General features: G+C 69.5%; 18 protein-coding genes. 9 read left to right on the top strand and 9 right to left on the bottom strand.

Going from position 1 to position 18,696, the window contains the following annotated elements; translation table 11 throughout:
* Positions 1-16 precede the first annotated feature (16 nt).
* Positions 17-868, bottom strand: coding sequence for a phytanoyl-CoA dioxygenase family protein (locus ACZ3HL_RS37200; protein ID WP_465536110.1), 852 nt, complete (start codon positions 866-868; stop codon positions 17-19).
* 94 nt (positions 869-962) lie between these two features.
* On the opposite strand from ACZ3HL_RS37200, the gene ACZ3HL_RS37195 reads away from it, so the two are divergent.
* A complete protein-coding gene (locus ACZ3HL_RS37195) occupies positions 963-1,958 on the top strand; it encodes a LacI family DNA-binding transcriptional regulator (protein ID WP_465411757.1) in 996 nt (331 codons plus the stop codon).
* Between the two features lie 12 nt (positions 1,959-1,970).
* On the opposite strand, the gene ACZ3HL_RS37190 is transcribed toward ACZ3HL_RS37195, so the two are convergent.
* Positions 1,971-2,921: a DMT family transporter gene (locus ACZ3HL_RS37190; RefSeq protein WP_465536108.1), complete on the bottom strand. Its 951-nt coding sequence runs from the start codon at positions 2,919-2,921 to the stop codon at positions 1,971-1,973.
* 179 nt (positions 2,922-3,100) lie between these two features.
* On the opposite strand from ACZ3HL_RS37190, the gene ACZ3HL_RS37185 reads away from it, so the two are divergent.
* Positions 3,101-3,529 (top strand): hypothetical protein, encoded by a 429-nt coding sequence (locus tag ACZ3HL_RS37185; RefSeq protein WP_465536106.1) that lies wholly within the window; start codon positions 3,101-3,103, stop codon positions 3,527-3,529.
* 29 nt (positions 3,530-3,558) lie between these two features.
* Here ACZ3HL_RS37185 and ACZ3HL_RS37180 read toward each other — a convergent pair whose 3' ends face one another.
* Positions 3,559-4,353 (bottom strand): SAM-dependent methyltransferase, encoded by a 795-nt coding sequence (locus tag ACZ3HL_RS37180; protein ID WP_465536104.1) that lies wholly within the window; start codon positions 4,351-4,353, stop codon positions 3,559-3,561.
* A gap of 118 nt (positions 4,354-4,471) precedes the next feature.
* Here ACZ3HL_RS37180 and ACZ3HL_RS37175 point away from each other — a divergent pair, with 118 nt between their 5' ends.
* From ACZ3HL_RS37175 to ACZ3HL_RS37160, 4 genes are all read left to right on the top strand, one after another.
* Positions 4,472-5,002, top strand: a complete 531-nt coding sequence (locus ACZ3HL_RS37175; RefSeq protein ID WP_465536102.1) for a MarR family transcriptional regulator — start codon at positions 4,472-4,474, stop codon at positions 5,000-5,002.
* Positions 4,999-6,159 carry a cytochrome P450 gene (locus ACZ3HL_RS37170; RefSeq protein ID WP_465536100.1) on the top strand — a complete coding sequence of 387 codons (1,161 nt, stop codon included), beginning with the start codon at positions 4,999-5,001 and terminating at the stop codon, positions 6,157-6,159. Before ACZ3HL_RS37175 ends, ACZ3HL_RS37170 begins: the two co-directional genes overlap by 4 nt.
* Before the next feature lie 82 nt (positions 6,160-6,241).
* Positions 6,242-7,027: an alpha/beta fold hydrolase gene (locus ACZ3HL_RS37165; protein WP_465536098.1), complete on the top strand. Its 786-nt coding sequence runs from the start codon at positions 6,242-6,244 to the stop codon at positions 7,025-7,027.
* 4 nt (positions 7,028-7,031) lie between these two features.
* Positions 7,032-7,991: a MerR family transcriptional regulator gene (locus ACZ3HL_RS37160; RefSeq protein ID WP_465536096.1), complete on the top strand. Its 960-nt coding sequence runs from the start codon at positions 7,032-7,034 to the stop codon at positions 7,989-7,991.
* 198 nt (positions 7,992-8,189) lie between these two features.
* Here the strand turns inward: ACZ3HL_RS37160 and ACZ3HL_RS37155 are convergent, their stop codons facing one another.
* Together ACZ3HL_RS37155 and ACZ3HL_RS37150 are read right to left on the bottom strand one after the other, a co-directional pair.
* On the bottom strand, positions 8,190-9,425 hold the full coding sequence (locus tag ACZ3HL_RS37155; RefSeq protein WP_465411765.1) for an acetyl-CoA hydrolase/transferase family protein: 1,236 nt from the start codon (positions 9,423-9,425) through the stop codon (positions 8,190-8,192).
* Between the two features lie 7 nt (positions 9,426-9,432).
* Positions 9,433-10,074, bottom strand: a complete 642-nt coding sequence (locus tag ACZ3HL_RS37150) for a winged helix-turn-helix transcriptional regulator (RefSeq protein ID WP_465536094.1) — start codon at positions 10,072-10,074, stop codon at positions 9,433-9,435.
* Positions 10,075-10,134: 60 nt separating this feature from the next.
* Here ACZ3HL_RS37150 and ACZ3HL_RS37145 point away from each other — a divergent pair, with 60 nt between their 5' ends.
* On the top strand, positions 10,135-11,019 hold the full coding sequence (locus tag ACZ3HL_RS37145) for an alpha/beta fold hydrolase (protein WP_465411767.1): 885 nt from the start codon (positions 10,135-10,137) through the stop codon (positions 11,017-11,019).
* Between the two features lie 71 nt (positions 11,020-11,090).
* Positions 11,091-11,999, top strand: coding sequence for an RNA polymerase sigma-70 factor (locus tag ACZ3HL_RS37140; RefSeq protein WP_465536092.1), 909 nt, complete (start codon positions 11,091-11,093; stop codon positions 11,997-11,999).
* A 67-nt stretch (positions 12,000-12,066) separates the two neighbouring features.
* On the opposite strand, the gene ACZ3HL_RS37135 is transcribed toward ACZ3HL_RS37140, so the two are convergent.
* Both ACZ3HL_RS37135 and ACZ3HL_RS37130 read right to left on the bottom strand, forming a co-directional pair.
* Entirely contained in the window at positions 12,067-13,449 is a 1,383-nt protein-coding gene (locus ACZ3HL_RS37135) for an amino acid permease (protein ID WP_465536258.1), read from the bottom strand.
* A 194-nt stretch (positions 13,450-13,643) separates the two neighbouring features.
* On the bottom strand, positions 13,644-14,534 hold the full coding sequence (locus ACZ3HL_RS37130; RefSeq protein WP_465536090.1) for a LysR substrate-binding domain-containing protein: 891 nt from the start codon (positions 14,532-14,534) through the stop codon (positions 13,644-13,646).
* 72 nt (positions 14,535-14,606) lie between these two features.
* On the opposite strand from ACZ3HL_RS37130, the gene ACZ3HL_RS37125 reads away from it, so the two are divergent.
* Positions 14,607-15,602, top strand: a complete 996-nt coding sequence (locus tag ACZ3HL_RS37125; RefSeq protein ID WP_465536088.1) for a YeiH family protein — start codon at positions 14,607-14,609, stop codon at positions 15,600-15,602.
* Here the strand turns inward: ACZ3HL_RS37125 and ACZ3HL_RS37120 are convergent.
* Together ACZ3HL_RS37120 and ACZ3HL_RS37115 are read right to left on the bottom strand one after the other, a co-directional pair.
* Positions 15,580-16,572, bottom strand: coding sequence for a phosphotransacetylase (locus ACZ3HL_RS37120; protein WP_465536086.1), 993 nt, complete (start codon positions 16,570-16,572; stop codon positions 15,580-15,582). The two genes, ACZ3HL_RS37125 and ACZ3HL_RS37120, sit on opposite strands and share 23 nt — an antisense overlap.
* A 67-nt stretch (positions 16,573-16,639) precedes the next feature.
* Entirely contained in the window at positions 16,640-18,004 is a 1,365-nt protein-coding gene (locus ACZ3HL_RS37115) for an aspartate aminotransferase family protein (RefSeq protein WP_465536084.1), read from the bottom strand.
* Positions 18,005-18,696: the final 692 nt, after the last annotated feature.

Below are 18,696 nucleotides of genomic sequence, written 5' to 3'. Positions count from 1 at the left end.
ACCGGCCGGTTTCGACTCAGATGCCGGATTCGCCCATCACAAGCCCCTCGATAGTGTGCTTCTGCGTGATGGGCCGCAGAGTGTCGACGATCGGGCAATCGAGGTGGGCGCGCACCGAGTCCGGCAGGGTCGCCCAGAATTCCCGTGTCACGGCGGTGTCGTGGCGGGCGTCGTTGCCCGCACCGGGCCCGTCGAGACCGAGGACGAGAACGGGACGGCTCTTGGCCGAGTGGTTCGCGGTTCCTCTGTGGACGGTCAGCGCCGACCGGATCGAAATGTCGCCCATACGCGGGAATTTGCGTACGGCCAGCTCCCGGTAGCGCGGGTACGCCTCCCGGGGAGGGAACATGCCGTGCTCGAACGTGCCGCCGTCCTCCCAGTGCGTGCCGGGCGCGATCTCGAAGGGCCCCATGTCCGGTTCGGTGTCGACGGCGGTCACGTTGACGGCCAACGAGTTCAGCCTGCCGTTGCGGGCGGTCTCCTCAGGCATCGGGAAGTCGCGGTGCCATGGCTGGTCCATCGCGCCCGCCAGCGGGACGTCGAAGCCGACCTCGACGATCCGGTACTCCGGACCCAGCACGGCCTCGGCGACGGCGGTGATCCACGGATGGGACGCCAATTCGGCGAACCCCCGCAACTGTTCGGGATGGATTTCGACGTAGAACCGGTCGGGTCCGCGACCGACCGCACCGTTCTCGCGGCCGCGCGCTTCGGCGAACGCCGTCTCGATGTCTTCGCCCAGCCGTCCGACCCACTCACGACTGAACGCCTGCGGGAGACCGATGATGCCCTCCCGGTGCAGGCGGGCGGTCAGGGATTCGAGTTCGTCGGCGGACAGCGGGGCGGGGACGGTGTGGTTGACGGGCATCTCGACCTCCGGGCGACACGGCACTGTCAGCTCAGTTTGCAACGTGGCATGCCACGTTGCAAGAGGTATCCTCGCCGGGAGCGAGAGGACGAGGATGAACCCGAAGCTGCGGGATGTGGCCGAGCACGCCGGGGTGTCCGTGCGGACGGTGTCGAACGTGGTCAACGGCTTCCGCTACGTCGCCCCGGCGACCAGGGAGCGGGTGCAGGCGAGTATCGACGCCCTCGGCTACCGGCCCAACATGGCCGCCCGGACACTCCGGCAAGGCCGGACGGGGCTGGTCGCGCTGGTGATCCCGGAAATCGACTCGCCCTACTTCTCCGAGCTCGCCGCGCGGACGGTGCGTATCGCCGAAGCCCGGGGGCTGACGGTCCTCATCGACCAGACCGACGGCGACGCCGAACGGGAGACGCAACTGCTGCACGGACGGCGCAGCCAGCTGGTCGACGGCGTGCTGTTCAGCCCGTGGGCGGTGACCCCCGCGGAGCTGGCCTCCCGGACCGACACCGCTCCGCTCGTGCTTCTCGGGGAGCACGACGGAACCGCCGGGGTCGACCACGTCGCGATCGACAACGTCGCGGCCGCACGCGAGGCCACCGCGCACCTGCTGGCGCGCGGCCGGCGGCGGATCGCCGCGGTCGGGAGCCAGCCGCGTTCGCTCAACGCGACGGCCCGCCAGCGGCTGGCCGGGTACCGGGAGGCGCTCGCCGACGCCGGGCTACCCGCCGAACCCGAGCTTGAGGTGACCGTGCCAAGTCTGCATCGCGCCGACGGCCATCAGGCGATGCTGCGGCTGCTGGACTCTCCCCGGCCGCCCGACGCGGTTTTCTGCTTCACCGACGAACTCGCGCTGGGCGCGTCGCGAGCCGCCGCCGACCGCGGCGTCGCGGTGCCGGATTCCTTGGCACTGATCGGTTTCGACGACATCGAAGACGGCAGGTTCAGTGTCCCGGCGCTCACCACCGTCTCTCCGGACAAGGATCGCATCGCCGAACTCGCCCTCGACCGGCTGGCCGAGCAGATGTCGAGCCCGCGATCACCGCGCTCGATCGTCGCCCCGCACCGGCTGGTCGTCCGGGAAACGAGCTGAGCCGGTCGCGGATCATTGCGGCGCGGGTTCCTTCGAGTGACGTCCCAGGCTGCCGATCGCGGCCATGATCAGCACGACCCCCACCACCCCCGCGGCCGTGAGCCGTTCATCCAGCCAGACGACGGCGATCACGACGGCGGTGACCGGTTCGAGCAGGGTCGCCACCACCGCCGCGCCGCTGGGTGTGGACCGGAGGCCGGTGAACAGCAGTGCGTAAGCGAGCGCCATGGTCACGGCCCCGAGGTAGCCGATCAGCGCCCACGACCCGAGGTCGCCGGTCCACATCCCACCGCCGGTCGCCAGCGGCACGATCAGCCCGGCGGGAACGAGGACCATCGCGGCGACACAGGTCGTCGTCGTGGTCATGGTCAGTGTGTCGAGCCGCAGCGACAGTGGACCGGCTGCGTCAGCAGAGAGGGCGTAGGCGGCGCCGGACGCGAGTGCGGCGAGCACACCTAGAACCGGATACGGCGCTTCGCCGTCAGGGCTACCGGCAACGCTGACGAGGAGGAGCCCCGCGAGTGCGACCGTGACCGTGACGAACTGGCCGGCGGAAGGCCTGCGGCGACGCCGGACGCTGCCGGTGATCAGCAACAGCACCGGCGCGAATCCCAGACACACCACGGTGGTGATGCTCACCCCGGCCCACAGGACGGCCACGAAGAAGAGCAGCTGGAAGATCGCCGTCGAAACCCCGACCACGGTCACTCGCCGCCAATGCCGCCGCCCGAGCCGCACGCAGTCACGCGACCGCCGCAGCACGGCGGCGGCGATCACCAGGACGACGACCGCGACGAGGGCGCGGTAGCCGCCGATGGCCAGTGGTGAGAGGCCCGAAGCGTGGTGGACGACCGGGATGACCGGACCGATCGTGCCCCAGAGCACGCCGGCCAGACACACCAGGACCAGTGCTCTCCCCCGGCCGGCGGACGCCTGAACGGGCTGTGTTTCCGTGGTTGCCACACCGGCAGCATGACAAACGGTCTCGGCCCCGGTCGACGCCGGATCCGGAATTCGCCATCGGCTACCCCGGTTTTCGTTCTGGCGAAAAGGTGTGTATGCGGCCCGCGTCCATCGGCGATGGTAATTCCCACGCCCAACGAACAACCGGGCGAATTCCACAAAGTCAGAAAGGGATAGTTGTGCGTAAACTGCATTTTGTCGGCGTTACGACCGCCGCGCTGTTGACGCTGGGCGCCGGCTCGGCCTCGGCCGTCACGACGACGGAACTGGAGGGCCAGAACGAGGAGTCCGTGGCCCAGGACAGCGAGCGCTACCGGAATTTCGACCTCCAGGAGCTCGGCGGACCGCTCCTCGCCAGGGTCGTCGTCGACCTGAAGGACCGCGATTTCACCGTGTGCGACAAGAAGGCGAACGACTACTGGGCCTACGCTTCGTTCCAGGAAACGGTGAGCTCGCCTCCGGCGAAGCCTTACTACCGGGACACGACTTCAGGTCCGAAGTGCACCCATTACAACAAGAAGATCTCGAAGAAGAAGGACATCGTCACGATCTGCCAGTCCGACCCCTGGTGGGACACCTGCATCGACCGCGGCGTCCGGTGGTGGTGACCGTCCACAGATTCACGACGTGACCGGACTCAGACCTTGCGTCCGACGCCGGCGTAGACGTCGTCCGGTTCGATATCGCGGAGACCGGGTTCCGGCCGCCACAGTGGCGCGCTCACCACACCGGGGTCGACCAGCTCCAGCCCATCGAAGAGAGCGGCCACTTCGGCGTAGGGGCGGAAATACATGGGATCCCTGCTGTTCTTCATCGCCTCGGTGACCGCCGCCATTTCCAGGGGCGCGTGGTCCGCGGTCAGATGCGACAACGCGACCAGGCTGCCGGCGGGCAGTGCCTCGCGGTAGCGGGTGACGATCTCCGCGGGGCGCAGGCTGTCCGGGATGAAGTGGAACACGGCCACCATGAGCAGCCCGATCGGCTCGCCGTCGGCCAGCAACGCCCGCGCCGCCTCCGAGTTCAAGACCGCTTCCGGACCGCAGAGATCTTCCTCGACGACACTGGCGTTCGGGTTCCCGTCCAGGATGAGCCGGCTGTGGGCGACGGCGACCTTGTCGTAGTCGACGTAGACCACCCGGCATCCGGGGTCCATGTCCTGGGCGATTTCGTGCACGTTGCCGACGGCCGGGATCCCTGAACCCAGATCGAGGAACCGGGTGATCCCCTGCCCGACCATGTACTGCACGGCGCGGCGAAGGAACGCCCGGTTGGACGCGGCGACCTGGCGGCCCGTCGGCAGGACCGCCATGACCTTCTCGCCGACAGCGCGGTCGGCGTCGAAATTGTGGCTGCCGCCAAGCAACCAGTCGTAGACCCGTGCCGCACTGGGCACTCGGATGTCGACACCCTCTGGAACCCGTTCGCCCGCCACGGACACCCCACACCTCGCAACGCATCGGTTCTCGGCACACCCTGTCGCCGGTACGGTACCGACCGCGACACCCCCTCGAAACCCGCATTAGCATCGTTTTAGATGTATCGTTATCGATGTGAAGGCCAGTGAGTTGTATCTTCTCGGCAAGCACCTGATGGAGCTGGCCGCCCAGGGCATGCGTGACGATTCGGATCCGGAGACCCCGGAGATCCACGACGTGCTGATCTCGGTGCTCGTCGAGGAGCCGGGCTTGTCGATCGGCGAATTGACCGCCCGCACCGGTTTCGCGCAGAGCCACGTCTCCGGTGCCGTCGCCAGGATGCGGGCGGAGGGCGCGCTCGTGACGCGTCCTGATCCGGCGGATCGTCGCCGCACCCTGGTCGTCCCGGTCGACGCGTTGGTCGAAGCCGTCGCCCGGCGCCAGCAGCGTGCCGCCGAAGAGATCCTCGCCGCGGCGCTCGCCGAGCTCGATCCGGACGAGGACTCGGTCGCGGACCGGGCCGAGCGCCTCACCCGCGCGGCCGACGAGCTGTACCGGCTGCTGACCGCTCGCGCGCTGGGGGTGGACGAGGATTCCGCCCTCACACCGTTGCACTCGCTGGCCGAGAAGACGACCGGAAGACCGAAGAACGGAGAGGGAACATGACTGGGGCAGCCGAATACCCGTTCACGGACACGGAACCGTTGCGGTGTCCCGCGGAATTCATCCGCCGTCAGGACGAGGAACCCGTCGGCCGGGTGCGCCTGGCCTCCGGTGAGGACGCCTGGCTCGTCACGCGTTACGCGGACATCCGGGGCTTGCTCGGCGATCAGCGGTTCCGCCCCTGGGTACCGGGGACCGGCTCGGCCGACGGCGCAGGACTGCTCTTCACCATGTCGGGCCCCGCGCACGCGCGGCTGCGGCGCATCGCGGCCAAGGCGCTCACCCCGCGCCGGATCGAACTGTTGCGCCCGCGCCTGGAAGCCCTCGCGGCGGAGTCGGCCGCGAAGCTGATCTCGCAGGGCCGGCCCGCCGACGCGCTGAACGGGTTCGCGATTCCTTTCGCCCTCGCCTCGCTCAGCGAGCTTCTCGGTGTCCCACAGTCGGTTCGCGGCGAGCTGCGGTCCTGGACCGACAGCATCGTCGCGGTGTTCACCGCGCCGAGCTATGAAGAAATGGCCGAAGCGGCCCAAAAGCTGGGCGGCTATCTCGCGGAATTGGTGGAGACCAAGCGAAACGCTCCCGGTGACGATCTGCTGACCGGCCTGATCGAGGCCCGCGACGACTCCGGCGACTCGTTGCGCCCGGACGAGATCACGCAGCTCGCCTTCGCGATCGTGATCGCCGGATACGTCCCGCCGGCGAACGCGCTGGCTCAGGCCGTACTCCGGCTGGCGGTCGAACCGGCACTCCCCCGCGAACCCGCCGGGATCCCCGCACTGGTCGAGGAACTCCTGCGACAGGACCAGAGTTCGGCCATGGACCAAGGACGCGTCGCCGTCGAGGACGCCGAGATAGGCGGAGTCCCGATCCGAGCGGGCGAATTCGTCCTCGCGCCCTTGCGGGCGGGCAACCACGATCGCAGGCGGTTTCCGGAACCGGAGCTGGTCGATCCCGCTCGTACACCCGGCCATCTCACTTTCGGGCACGGGCCACATCATTGCCTCGGGGCGGCACTGGCCCGCACGGAACTCCAGGCCGGGCTCACCGCCTTACTCGCCGCCGCACCACGACTGAGACTGGCCGTGCCGTTCGAAGAACTCGCCTGGCGGCGGATGTTCCTCACCCTTCGCGGCCCCGTCGGCGTCCCGATCACCTGGTGACACTTTCCCCGTCGGGGATCATCCGCCTGTATCCGCGCTGAAGTTGACCCTGACGCAGGGTCAACCCCTCAGCATGGCTGCCATGAACACACGAGACAGCCACTTCACGGTCCACCAAGACGGCGTCGCGATCCGGGGCTCCCGCGGCGGCCGGGGACGGCCGCTGGTGCTGTGTCCCGGGCTGCTCACGCCACAGGCGGATCTGCACGAGCTGATCGGGTTGCTGCGCCGCGACCACGACGTGGTGACGTTCGATCTGAGGGGCCACGGCCTCTCCTCCCCCGCCGACCGGTACACCTTCGAGGCGTTCCTCGGCGATTTCGGTGCTGTCATGGCGGAGTCTGGCTACGTCGGCCCGCAGGCCGTTCTCGTGGGTCATTCGCTGGGCGCGGACCTGGCCGTGCACTACGCCGCCGGCCATCCGGACACCGTGTCCGCGCTCGTCCTCATCGACGGCGCGAACCCGGTGCCCGAACCGTTCCTCACCGAAGCCGACCTGCCGGAGTTCCGTGCGATGGCGGAGGGACTGCGGCACGAGTTCGAGCGGGTGGCGGGCACCGCGCGTCAGGTTCTGCTTTCCCCTCAAGACTTTCTCGACCTCAACCTCGAGATCGAAGCGGTGCGCTCCGGCATCCTCGACCGGTATCGGAGGATCGACTGTCCGATTCACCTGATCATGGCGGCCTCGATGGCCGGGGACAACGGCGAAGAACGTGCGCGGTGGCGCAACGAGAACTGGCGCGCCGGAGTCGAACGGCTCACCCGCGAGCGGCCGCACGTCTCCACGTCGTGGCTCGACGCCGACCACCGGCTCGTCGTCACCCACGCCCGGGAGATCGCCCGGCTGATCCGCGTTGCCGCACACTGAGCGGATGTTGACCATCGGTGAGCTGGCGTCGTACGCGGGGGTGACGGTGCGCGCGGTGCGGCACTATCACGCCAAGGGCCTGCTGCCGGAGCCCGAGCGCGACCATTCCGGTTACCGGCGGTACGACGCCGGTGCGGTGATCGAGCTGGTCAGGATCAGGACGCTCGCCGAAGCCGGGGTCCCGCTGTCGCGAGTGCGGGAACTGCTCCAGGCCGACGAACGCGAGTTCGCCGCGGCGGTCGCCGACATCGACGAGCGGCTGCGGGCCGAAATCCGCCAACGGCAGCGGCATCGCGAGCGGATCGCCCGGCTGGCCGCTGGGGACGCTCTGGTGCTGCCGCCGGAGGTGGTCGCGATTCTCGACGTGCTGCGGGCTCACGGCATCGACGAGCGGATCGTCCAGGTCGAGCGGGACGGCTGGATCCTGCTGGCCGCGCACTCACCCGAACGGATCCCGGAATGGGCGGCGCGCAAGAGGGAGCAGCTCGCCGATCCGCCGCTCATCGATTTCTATCTCACCCTGGGGCAGGCGCTCGACCGGAGCGACGACGATACCGGGCTGATCGAGCTCGCCGACAAGCTGGCCGTCCACATCACGCGGATGGCGGACGAGCGGAACGAGGCCTATGTCGGCGACACCGACGTCGCACCGCCGTTCGCCGAACTGATGGACGCACTCGCCTTCGACACCGCCCCGCCGGCCCGCCGGCTGATCGAGCTGCTGAGAACGCGAGGCTGGACCGGCTGGACGAAACTCGAACGCATGCTTCCGGCATCGGACGCCGCTGTCGTAGAACCAAATCGACGCGCGGCCGACGGCGACGACGCGGAAGGCGGCGCTGCCGTTGGCAGGCAACGACGACAGCCCCGCCACCGACGCGATACCCCAGTGGGCGGGCGAACGGCCTCTGACGAACCGATCGCTCTTCCTGAGCCGTCCCACCGGTTTGAACCCCTCGCGTGAGGGTAGCCACTGGCAGGCCGAGAGCCCCCGGCGGCGGTGGGTGGTGCGCACGCGTCCCCACCGCGTCACAGGGCGGCCGGCTTTCCCTCGGTGAGGGTGGAACTCCCGGGGGCGAGCCGGCCGTTCAGTGCGGGTCGACCTCGCACCGGACGAAAGAGGCTTTCGCGACATGCCCCGCACCCTCAAGGAAAACCGGCACTACGAGAGCGTGAATCCCAGTTCCCTGCCCCGCGTCACGAGCTCTTCCCTGGCCGAGGGATGCGCGACGTGGTCGACGATCTGCCGCGCCTGTTCGTTCGAATCGTTGCCCCAGATGGTCGCGACGCCGTGTTCGCTCACCAGGAAACTGTGCTGGAACGACGTCACCGGCCCGGTCAGCCGCGGCACGACGGTCGAGACGTCGGCCTTCGGATGCCACGACGGCAGCGCGATGATCGCCCGCCCGCCGGGTGAATGCAACGCCCCGACCACGAAGTCCGTCTGCCCGCCGAATCCCGAATAGATCGCGCCTCGCACCCGGCTCGCGTTGGCCTGCGCGAACAGGTCCACTTCGAGCGCGCTGTTCACCGACACCAGGCCACGCTGACGGGCGATCACGGCGGGATCGTTCGTTTTTTCCGTGCGCAGCAAGCGAACCCGCGGGTTGCGGTCGAGCCAGCGGTACAGCTCCGCGGTGCCGAACACGAACGACGCCGTCACCGGCACCGCCGGATCGAGGGCACCGGCGCGGTCGAGCGCGAGCACGCCGTCGCTGAACATCTCCGACCAGATCGCGAGTCCGCGTCGTCCGGTCACCGCGGCCAGTGTCGCGTCCGGGATCCCGCCGATGCCCAGTTGCAGGGTCGCGCCGTCCTCGACCAGGCCCGCCACCCGCTCACCGATGGTCCGGGCCGTGTCCGCCACTGGCCGCGGGACCGGTGACAGGAGCGGCTCGGCCGCCTCGAGCGCGTAGTCGATCTCGCTGACCGGAAGGACTCCGTCACCATGGACGAATGGCATCTCCGGGTTGAGCTGCGCGACGACCAGGCCACCACGCGCCCGCACCGCCTCGACCGCCGCGGGCAGGATGTTCACCTCGGTACCCAGCGACACCATGCCGTCCACCGGAACCGAGGTGTGCAGCAGGACGACGTCCGGCGGCAACGCGGTCTTGAGCAGTTGCGGCACCAGCGACAACCGCGACGGGAAATACCGCAGCCCGGCGCGGCCGCGCATCCCGGCACCCACGAACGGCGTCTCCAGCAGCACCCCTTCGCGGTCCGGCATTCCGGCCTGCGCGTTCAACGCGAACAGCCGGTACTCCGCCAGCGCCGTGTCCAGCACTTTCAGCGCCCGCATCGGGGTGGCGAAGTTCCCGCTCACCACCACCCGGGGGCATGACGCGGGAACGCCCGCCAGGATGGAACCGAGCTGACTCTCCGACAAGACACGCATGAACCGATCATGCCCGAGGGACCGCATGGCGGGTCTGGAGGAGGTCCCGCACCGCCGCTTCGTCCCCCTCGATGTCGACGAGCCCGGCGACGTCGTCGAGCTCGAGCGCACCCGCCGCCAGCCCGAGCACGATCGCCGCGTCCGCCCGGAGGACGGCGTCGAGTTCGCCACCGTCGTGCTTCTCGATCTCCGTTCCGCCCGGCGCCGCTCGCACCTGGAACCGGCAGCCGTCCACCTCGATGCCGACCGCCGACGACCGGCGCGCGGCGGATTCGCCGGGCAGCAACGCTCGAAGGGCGACGACGAGCCATGCGGCGTCGAAGCGATCGCCCTCCGGCCCGCGCGTCATGAGCGGGGCGGACCAGCGGACGAGGCCCTCGATCGGCTCGCGCAGCCCGGCGCCCCATTCCGTGAGGGCGTAGACGACGGCGTTGGTCCCCTCGGCCAGGTTCCGTTCGACCACGCCGGCGGCCTCGAGGTCGCGGAGGCGATCGGCGAGCAGATTGGTGGCCACGCCGGGGAGCCCGTCGAGCAGCTCCCGGTAGCGGGCGGGGGCGATGAGGAGCTGGCGGACGATGAGCAGATTCCACCGGTCGCCGACGACGTCGAGCGCCCGGGCGAGCCCGCAGTACTGGCCGTAACTCCGCATCGCTTGACCTTCTCAAGTGCGCGTGAAAAACTCAAGCATCCGATGCTGGAGGGGGCCGTGATGGCCGACATCACCGAGAACGTCCGGCCCTCCTGGGTCGACGACGACCTGTTCCCGTTCGAGAGCCGCTTCGTCGACATCGACGGGAACACCGTGCACTACATCGACGAAGGCTCGGGGCCGACCCTGGTGTTCCTGCACGGCAATCCGACCTGGTCGTTCCTCTGGCGTGACGTGATCCGCGCGCTGCGCGGAGACTTCCGGTGCATCGCGCTCGACTACCCCGGTTTCGGGCTGTCGACGCCGAAGCCCGGCTACCGCTACTGGCCCGAGGAGCACGCCGACGTGGTCACCGGGTTCATCGACGCGCTCGGCATCGAGGAAGCGACCCTCGTCGGGCAGGACTGGGGCGGCCTGATCGGCCTGGCCGCCGCTCAGCGACGGCCAGGCGCGTTCGATCGGCTCGTGCTCGCGAACACCTGGGCCTGGCCGGTCAACGGGATCCTCCATTTCGAGGCCTTCTCCCGCGTCATCGGCGGGCCCGTCGGCCGTTTCCTGGTCCGGCGGTTCAACCTTCTCGTCAACACGTTCATCCCCACCGGCCACCGGCGGCGGAAGCCGACCGCGGCGGAGATGACCCACTACCGCCGGGCGCTGGACACCCCCGCGCGGCGGCAGTCTTCCGCCGTGTTCCCCGGCCGGACCCTCGCCAGCCGAGCCTTCTTCACCGAAGTCGAGGCGGGCCTCGCCGATGTCGCCCACCTGCCGACGCTGATCGTGTGGGGCGACGCCGACATCGCCTTCCGCCCCCAGGAACGCGAACGCCTCGAAGCGACCTTCCCCGGCCATCGGACCGTGATCGTCGAGGGCGCGGGCACCTACGTCGAGTCCGACGCACCCGAGGAATTCGTCGCCGCGATCCGTGATTGGCTGGGAACCGGCTGACTGTCACAAAACGGTGCCGGCCGGGGTCGTATGGGCAAAGCACGACCGATACGACCAAGCGAGGACCGGCGATGAATGAACGACCCGAGGCGCAGGGCGCCATGGACCCGGCGACCGAAGCGTTCGTGACCCATCGCAATCTGCTTTTCACCGTGGCCTACGAGATGCTCGGTTCGGCCACCGACGCCGAGGACGTCCTGCAGGAAACGTGGTTGCGCTGGGCGGGCGTCACCTTCGACACGGTGCTGGATCCGCGGGCGTTCCTGGTCCGGATCACCACCCGGCAGGCGCTCAAACGGCTGCGGACGCTCGGCAGGCGCAAGGAGTCCTACGTCGGCCCGTGGCTACCGGAACCGCTGCTGACCACACCCGATGTCGCCGAGGACGTCGAACTGGCCGCCAGCGTCTCGATGGCGATGCTGCTGGTGCTGGAAACACTCGCGCCGACCGAGCGAGCGGTCTTCGTGCTGCGGGAGGTGTTCGCCGTCGGCTACGACGAAATCGCCGAGGCCGTCGACAAGACTCCCGCCGCCGTACGCCAGATCGCCCACCGGGCGCGGGCCCATGTCGCCGCGCGCAGACCGCGCGGCACCGGGTCACCGGCCGAGCACCGGGCCGCGCTCCAGGCGTTCCAGTCGGCGGTGGAAACCGGCGATCTGCAGGGCCTGCTGGACATCCTCGCGCCGGACGTCGTCGCGCTCAGCGACGGCGGCGGGGTGAAACACGCCCTGCTGCGGCCGATCGTGGGCGCGGACAAGGTGGCTCGTCTGCTGGCGGTCGGCTGGTGGAAACGCGAGGCGGACAGATCCGTCGAACCGGTACAGGTCAACGGCGGCCCCGGGTTGCTGATCCGCGTCGGCGGAGAGATCGACGGCGTGCTGGCGGTCCGGGTCGAAAACGGCTTGGTCACGGGCGCCTACCACGTCCGCAACCCCGAGAAACTCTCCAGCGTGACCAGGGAGATCGCCGTGAGCCGGTGATCCGCCGGGCGGAAAGCGTCCTTCACCGCGCCGGATGCGGTGAAGGGACGCTTTCCGCCCGTCCTGGTCACTCCCGGACGGTCGCCGGGGCACGCTGGGGTTCGCCGGGAACGGGATCGACGGGCCCGGACGGCACCTTCGCCACCGGCCTTCCCCGCCGCCGCCGGATCTCGAATCCGAGGAGGATCAACGCGAGCGTCACCGCGCTGAGCCAGAACTGCGACCGCGTCGAGGGCAGCAGCGCCATCGCCAGGATCACCGCGGCCATCAGCGCGATGGTCGCGTAGCTCAGCCACGGGAACAGCCACATCTTGAGCGTGAGCTTGTCCGGATCCTCTCGTTCCAGCCTGCGGCGGAGCCGCACCTGCGCGAGCGCGATCGAGAGGTACACGAACAGCGCCACGGCGCCGTAGGAGTTGACCAGGAACTGGAAGATCAGGTCCGGCGAGGTGTAGGCGGCGATGACCGACACGTACCCGATCGCGGTCCCGGCCAGGATCGCGCGCCGCGGCACACCGCTGCGGGAAAGCCTGGTGAAGGCCTTCGGGGCGTCGCCGTTGCTGGTGAGCGCGAACAGCATCCGCGACGAGGTGTAGAGCGCCGAGTTCAGGCAGGAGAGCACCGCGGTCAGGACGATCGCGTTCATGATCGTGGCCACGGCCGGGATGCCGAGCACCTCCAGCACGGCCGCGTACGGGCTCACCGCGGTCGCCGGATCGTCCCAGGACTTGATCGCGACGACGAGGAACACCGAACCGACGTAGAACAGCACCACCCGGAAGATGATCGACCGCATGGCCTTCGCGATCGCCTTCTTCGGTTCCGCGGACTCGGCGGCGGCGATGGTGACGATCTCCGCGCCGGTGTAGAAGCCGATGCACGGGACCACCGCCGCGAGCACAGCGCCGATCCCGAGTGGCGCGAATCCGCCGTGGGAGACCAGGTTCGTCAGCCCACCTTGGGCACCCGGCCAGAAACCGAACAGGTACAGGGCGCCGACGACCAGGAAGACGACGATCGCGACGACCTTGATCGACGAGAACCAGTACTCGAACTCGCCGTAGGACCGGGCCGAGACCATGTTGGTGCCGGTGAGGATCAGGAGCAGGCCGAGACTGAGCACCCACAGTGGCACGTCCGGTACCCACAGCTGCAGGATCCGGCCGCCCGCGACGGCTTCGACCGCCACGACGATCACGAAGAAGTACCAGTACATCCAGCCGACGGCGAAACCCGCGCGATTGCCGAGCGCTTCCCTCGCGTAGACGTAGAACGAGCCGAGCGCGGGTTTGGCGATCGTCATCTCCGCGAGCATCCGCATGATGAGCACGGTGATCAGGCCCGCGATGAGGAACGAGACCACCGCGGCCGGACCGGCCGACTGGATGACCACGCCGCTGCCGACGAACAGCCCCGCTCCGATGACGCCGCCGAGGGCGATCAAGTTCATATGTCGCTGCTTGAGCCCTGGTTTCAGGCCGCTGCTCTGTGCCGGGTCGGACGCTGAAGTCACGTCTCCTCCTTCTCGCACGCACCGCCGGGGCGGTGGCGCTGGGAGCTCCATTGTGGTTCCGGTCACCGTAGGAACAAGTCGGGCCCTGAGCGAGAGCCAGTTACGATGCGGGAAAGGGGTCCAGATACCACTCAGGACGGCTCGCGCGTCGCCAAGGCCAGCAGTTCCGCCGCCGGGCCGGCGAGGCGCCGTCCGGCGGGCCAGACCGCGCGCAGGACGCGTCCGAAGTCGACACCTATCACCGCGACAGGCACGAGATCGTGACCGGTGACGTCCAGCGCGCTGATCACCGCGGGGCCGGCGCCCGCGATCACGGCGTTGCGGACGGCGGACGCGGAACCCAGCTCCAGCAACGGTTTCACCGGTCCCGCCCCGGCAAGGCGCAAGGCGGAGTCGACGGTCTCCCTGGTTCCGGAGCCGTGTTCCCGCACCACGAGCGGCGTGCTCGCCAGCTCCGCCGGGGTCAGCGGACGACGTTCGCGTGCCCAGGGATGGGCGCCGGAGACGACCACCACGAGATGGTCCCCCCCCCCGACCTTCCGCGACGTGAGACCGGGCAGCGCGCCGGGCGACTCGACGAAGCCGAGGTCGACCTCGCCCTCGCGGGCCAGTGCGGCCACCTGATCCGAGTTCGTGACCTCGAGGCCGAGGTAGAGGCCCGGGTTCGCGCGTTTGAGCTCGCCGATCCAGCCCGGGACCAGGTGTTCGGCCAGTGTCATGCTCGCCGCGACACGGAGGCCGGCCTCGTGCCGGGTCCGCAGGGCCTCGGCGCCGTCGAGCAGCCCGTCGAGCTCGGTGAGCACGCGGCGCGCCCAGCCGGCGATCACCCGACCGTCCGGGGTGAGCACGGAGCCGCGGCGGGTCCGGTCCATCAGCACCAGTCCGAGCCGTCGTTCCACAAAGGACAGGCGCTTGCTCGCCGACGCCTGCGCGATCCCGAGAGTGGTGGCGGCCTGCCCGATACTGCCCAGTTCGCCGACCAGGACGAGCAGGCGCAGGGAATCCAGCTCCGGCGCTGTCATAGCCAAACTGCATGACCTACCCGCCGCATTCCCGGCTACCGGCACCGTCCTCTCCGGACGACGCTCGTCAGCATGAGCACCACGTATGCGCGGCGGACGAAGCCGCATCTGACCGGTCTCGCCGTCACCGCGCTCGGGGTGGCCGTCGCGTACCTGCTGAGCACCGCCGTTCCCGTGCTCAGCGCCCTCACGCTCGCGGTCGTGCTCGGGGTGCTCGCCGGCTCGCTGCCGGTGCTTTCGGACGGCACCCGGCAAGCCATCGCGAAGGTGACGAAGAGGCTCCTGCGCGCCGGTGTCGTCCTTCTCGGCCTGCAACTCGCGATCCCTTCGGTGCTCTCACTCGGTCCTGGCACACTGCTCGCGGTCGTGCTGACGGTCGGTCTCACGTTCCTCGGCACGATCGGGCTCGGCAGGCTGGTCGGCGTGCCGCGCGGTCTCGCGATGCTGGTCGCAACCGGGTTCTCCATCTGTGGCGCGTCGGCGATCGCGGCGATGGAAGGCGTCGTCGAGCGTGAAGACTCCGACGTCGCGACGGCGGTCGCCCTGGTCACCTTCTACGGCGGCCTGGCGATCGCGGCGGTCCCGCTCCTCGGCGGCTGGCTGGGAATGGACGCGCTGCGGCTCGGCGGCTGGGCGGGGTTGAGCGTGCACGAGGTCGCGCAGGTCGTCGCGGCCGCCACCCCGGCGGGGACGGCCGCCGTCGCGGTCGCCGTGGTGGTGAAGCTGAGCCGGGTCGTCCTGCTGGCGCCGATGGTCGCGGCGGTCAGCGTGCACGAACGCCGTCGCCGCCCGTCCGCGGGCGGCAAGCGCACGCCGCTGGTCCCGCTGTTCGTCCTCGGTTTCCTGGCGATGGTGGTGGTGCGGAGCACCGGGATCCTGCCGGGCGTCGCGCTCGACGTCGCCAAGGTGGTCTGCACGCTGCTGCTGGCGGGAGCGCTCTTCGGGCTCGGCTGCGCGGTCCGGATCGGCACCCTGGTCCGCACCGGTGGCCGGGCGCTGTTGCTCGGGCTGCTCTCCACCTTGCTCGTCGGCACCATCGGTTATGTCAGCCTTGCCCTACTCGGCTAGCTTGAACGGCGGTCAGGAGCGCGAGCGTCTCGATGTCGGAGGCCGAGCAGCCGCGGGAGAGGTCGTTGAGCGGCGCGGCGAGGCCCTGGAGTATCGGGCCGAGCGCGACGGCGCCCCCGAGCCGCTCCGCGATCTTGTAGCCGATGTTGCCCGCGTCCAGATTGGGGAAGACGAGGACGTTCGCGCGGCCGGCGACCGCGGATCCGGGTGCCTTGGCCGCCGCGATCGAAGCCACCAGCGCGGCGTCGAATTGCAATTCCCCGTCCACGGGAAGGCCGGGTTCCCGCTGCCGCACCAGGGAAGTCGCCTCACGGACGACGTCGACGCGCTGATGGGCGGCACTCCCCTGCGTGCTGAACGACAGCATCGCGACCACGGGGTCTTCGCCCGTCAGGCCACGGTGGGTCGCCGCGGCGGCGAGGGCGATGTCCGCCAGCTGCTCCGCGTCCGGCTCGGGCACCACGGCACAGTCCGAAAAGGTCAGCCGCCGCCCGTCCGGGAGCAGCAGCAGGAAGCAACTGCTCAAAGTGGACACTCCAGGGGCAAGGCCCACGACCCGCAGCCCCGCGCGCAGGACGTCGGCGGTCGGCCGGGTCGCCCCGGCGACACAAGCGTCCACGCAGCCCGCCCGCAAGGCCGCGGCCGCCACGAACACCGGATCGCGCCGGGCGGCGTCGAGGTTCTCCGGACGACGCGCGAATCCCGCCGTCAGCGCGGCCTCGATCCCGTCGTCGGTGAGGGCGTCCGCGACGTCCACGATCAGGTCTTCCGGGGCCCCCGCGGCACGAAGCCGCGCCCCGTCACCGAAAAGCAGGGGGTGCACGACTCCTTCGTCCCGGAGCGTCAGCGCGGCACGGACGGCGCGACCGTCGTCGCCGTCCGGCAAGGCGACGCGGAGATCCCGGCCGCGCAACGCCTCCCGCCAGCCGTCGAGCGGGGCGTCCGGCGTGACCTCGGTGGTCAGGCTCATCGAAGTACCTCCACGGACGAAGTGGGGGCCGCCGGAAGACGGCGACCCCCACGTGGTGAAAAGAGGATCAGGGCTGGACGGCCTTCTCGACGTCGTTGAGCATCGCGTCGACGCCGTGGAGAAGCTCGGTGAGCACCTCGCGATCGGCGACGAGCGGCGGCGAGATCATCAGCATCGTCGCGCCGCGATCGTCGCCGCGGAGGATGACGCCCGTGCGCCGGAACGCCTCCGGGAGCACCTCGCGAAGCACCTTCGACGACTCGGCCTCGGTCAGCTCCCGGCCGCTGTCGCGGTCGGCCATCAGCTCGATGGCGTAGAAGAATCCGGTGCCACGGACGTCCTTGACGCAACGGTGCGCGGACTTGAGCGAGTTCAGCGCGGCGAACAGCTCCGGGCCCTCGGTGAGCACGTTGCCGAGCACGTTCTCGTCCCGCATCGCGGTGAGGTTCGCGACCGCGACGGCGGTGGCGACGGGATGTCCGCCCCAGGTCGCACCGTGGGTGAAGACGCCGCCCTTCGGGGAGTCGTACAGCTCGGTGACCAGCTTCTCGCGCACGATCACCCCACCGAGCGGCGCGTACCCCGACGTCGATCCCTTGGCGAAGGTAATCAGGTCCGGCACCACTCCGGTCACACCGTGACCGAACCAGTGCCCCAGCCTGCCGAACGAACAGATGACCTCGTCGGACACGAGCAGGATGCCGTACTTGTCGCACAGGGCACGCAAAGCGGGCCAGTACCCCTTCGGCGGCACCAGTGCGCCGCGGCCGTTCTGCACCGGCTCGGCGAACAGCGCCGCGATGGTCTCCGGTCCCTCTTCGAGGATGACTCGCTCGATCGCCGTGACACAGTCCAATTCGGACGCGGGGCCGCAGTCTCCCAGCAGGCCCAACGTGTTCGGCACGTGGCGGACGCCGGGCATGAGCGGGCCGAAGGGTTCCTTGATCTTCGCCAGCCCGGTCACCGAGAGGGCGCCGATGGTGGTGCCGTGATAGGCCATGTCGCGGCTGATGATCTTCGTCCGCTCGGGCTGCCCCTGGCTGCGGTGATACTGCCGGGCGAATTTCAGCGCGGTTTCGACCGCCTCCGAGCCGGAGTTGACGAAGAACGTCGTCCCGAGGTCGCCGGGCGCGAGCTCGGCCAGCAGCGTGGCCGCCTCGATCGCCGGGGTGTGCGCCGAACCCCAGTTGCTCGCGTAGGCGAGGGTGCCGACCTGGTCGGCGGCGGCCTTGGCGATGTCGGCGCGCCCGTGGCCCATGTTGACGCAGAAGAGCCCGGCGAGACCGTCGAGATGGCGGCGTCCTTCGGTGTCGATCAGGTAGCTTCCCTCGCCGCGTACGAACACCGGGAAATCCGAGGCCCAGGTGTCCTTGCGGGTGAAGTGCGGGCCGAGATGCCTGCGGGCCTGCGCTCGCAGCTGGGTGACGTCCACCGGAGACCTCCTTCGAGACACGAGTCTGTGCTTTGACTTTCGCAACCCGGCTGGCACCGGCCCAGCACCAGAGCGGCGACGTTCGATGGGTCCAGTTGGCCTGGGTCGTCGCCGCACCTCGGCGCGGAGATCCGCTCCGTCCGCACCTCCGCGCGGTCCCGCAAGGGCCGGGTCATGGACATCTACCACCTACGCCGCCCGGCCCTCCTCCCGCATTTAGTCCTCTAAATGCGTTCGCTCCCCTCCACCTCTCCCGTGCCCGGCCCTCCCCCACGTCCCCAAACCCGTAACTCGCGTGCCTGAACCCGTAACTCGCGTGCCCAGGCCCGTCATTCGCGTGCCCAGAGCCGTAACTCGTGTGATCAGATGGACGACACGCGTGTTTGTGTGGACGACTCGCGTGATCAGATGGACGACACGGCACATGGCCCCGGCCGACACCGTGTCGTCCGTCTGGTCACGCGAGTTACGTCTCTGATCACGCGAGTTACGTCCCTGATCACGCGTGTGGCGGGTTTGGTCACGCGGACGGCGAGAGCAGAAGAAAGGGTCCAGGTCCCGGGAGAACTCGTGGTTCTCGACCGGGGCCTGGACCCTCTTTTTCCGGCGGTCGGCGCCGTGGCCTCCGGGCGTGGGGGGCACGCCCTGGGGGCCGAGAGGGCGCGCAAAACATTCTATTAGGAGACCGCCGG

The sequence above is a fragment of the Amycolatopsis sp. NPDC000009 genome, assembly GCF_055563465.1.
This window is presented reverse-complemented; position numbering and strand designations above follow the sequence as displayed.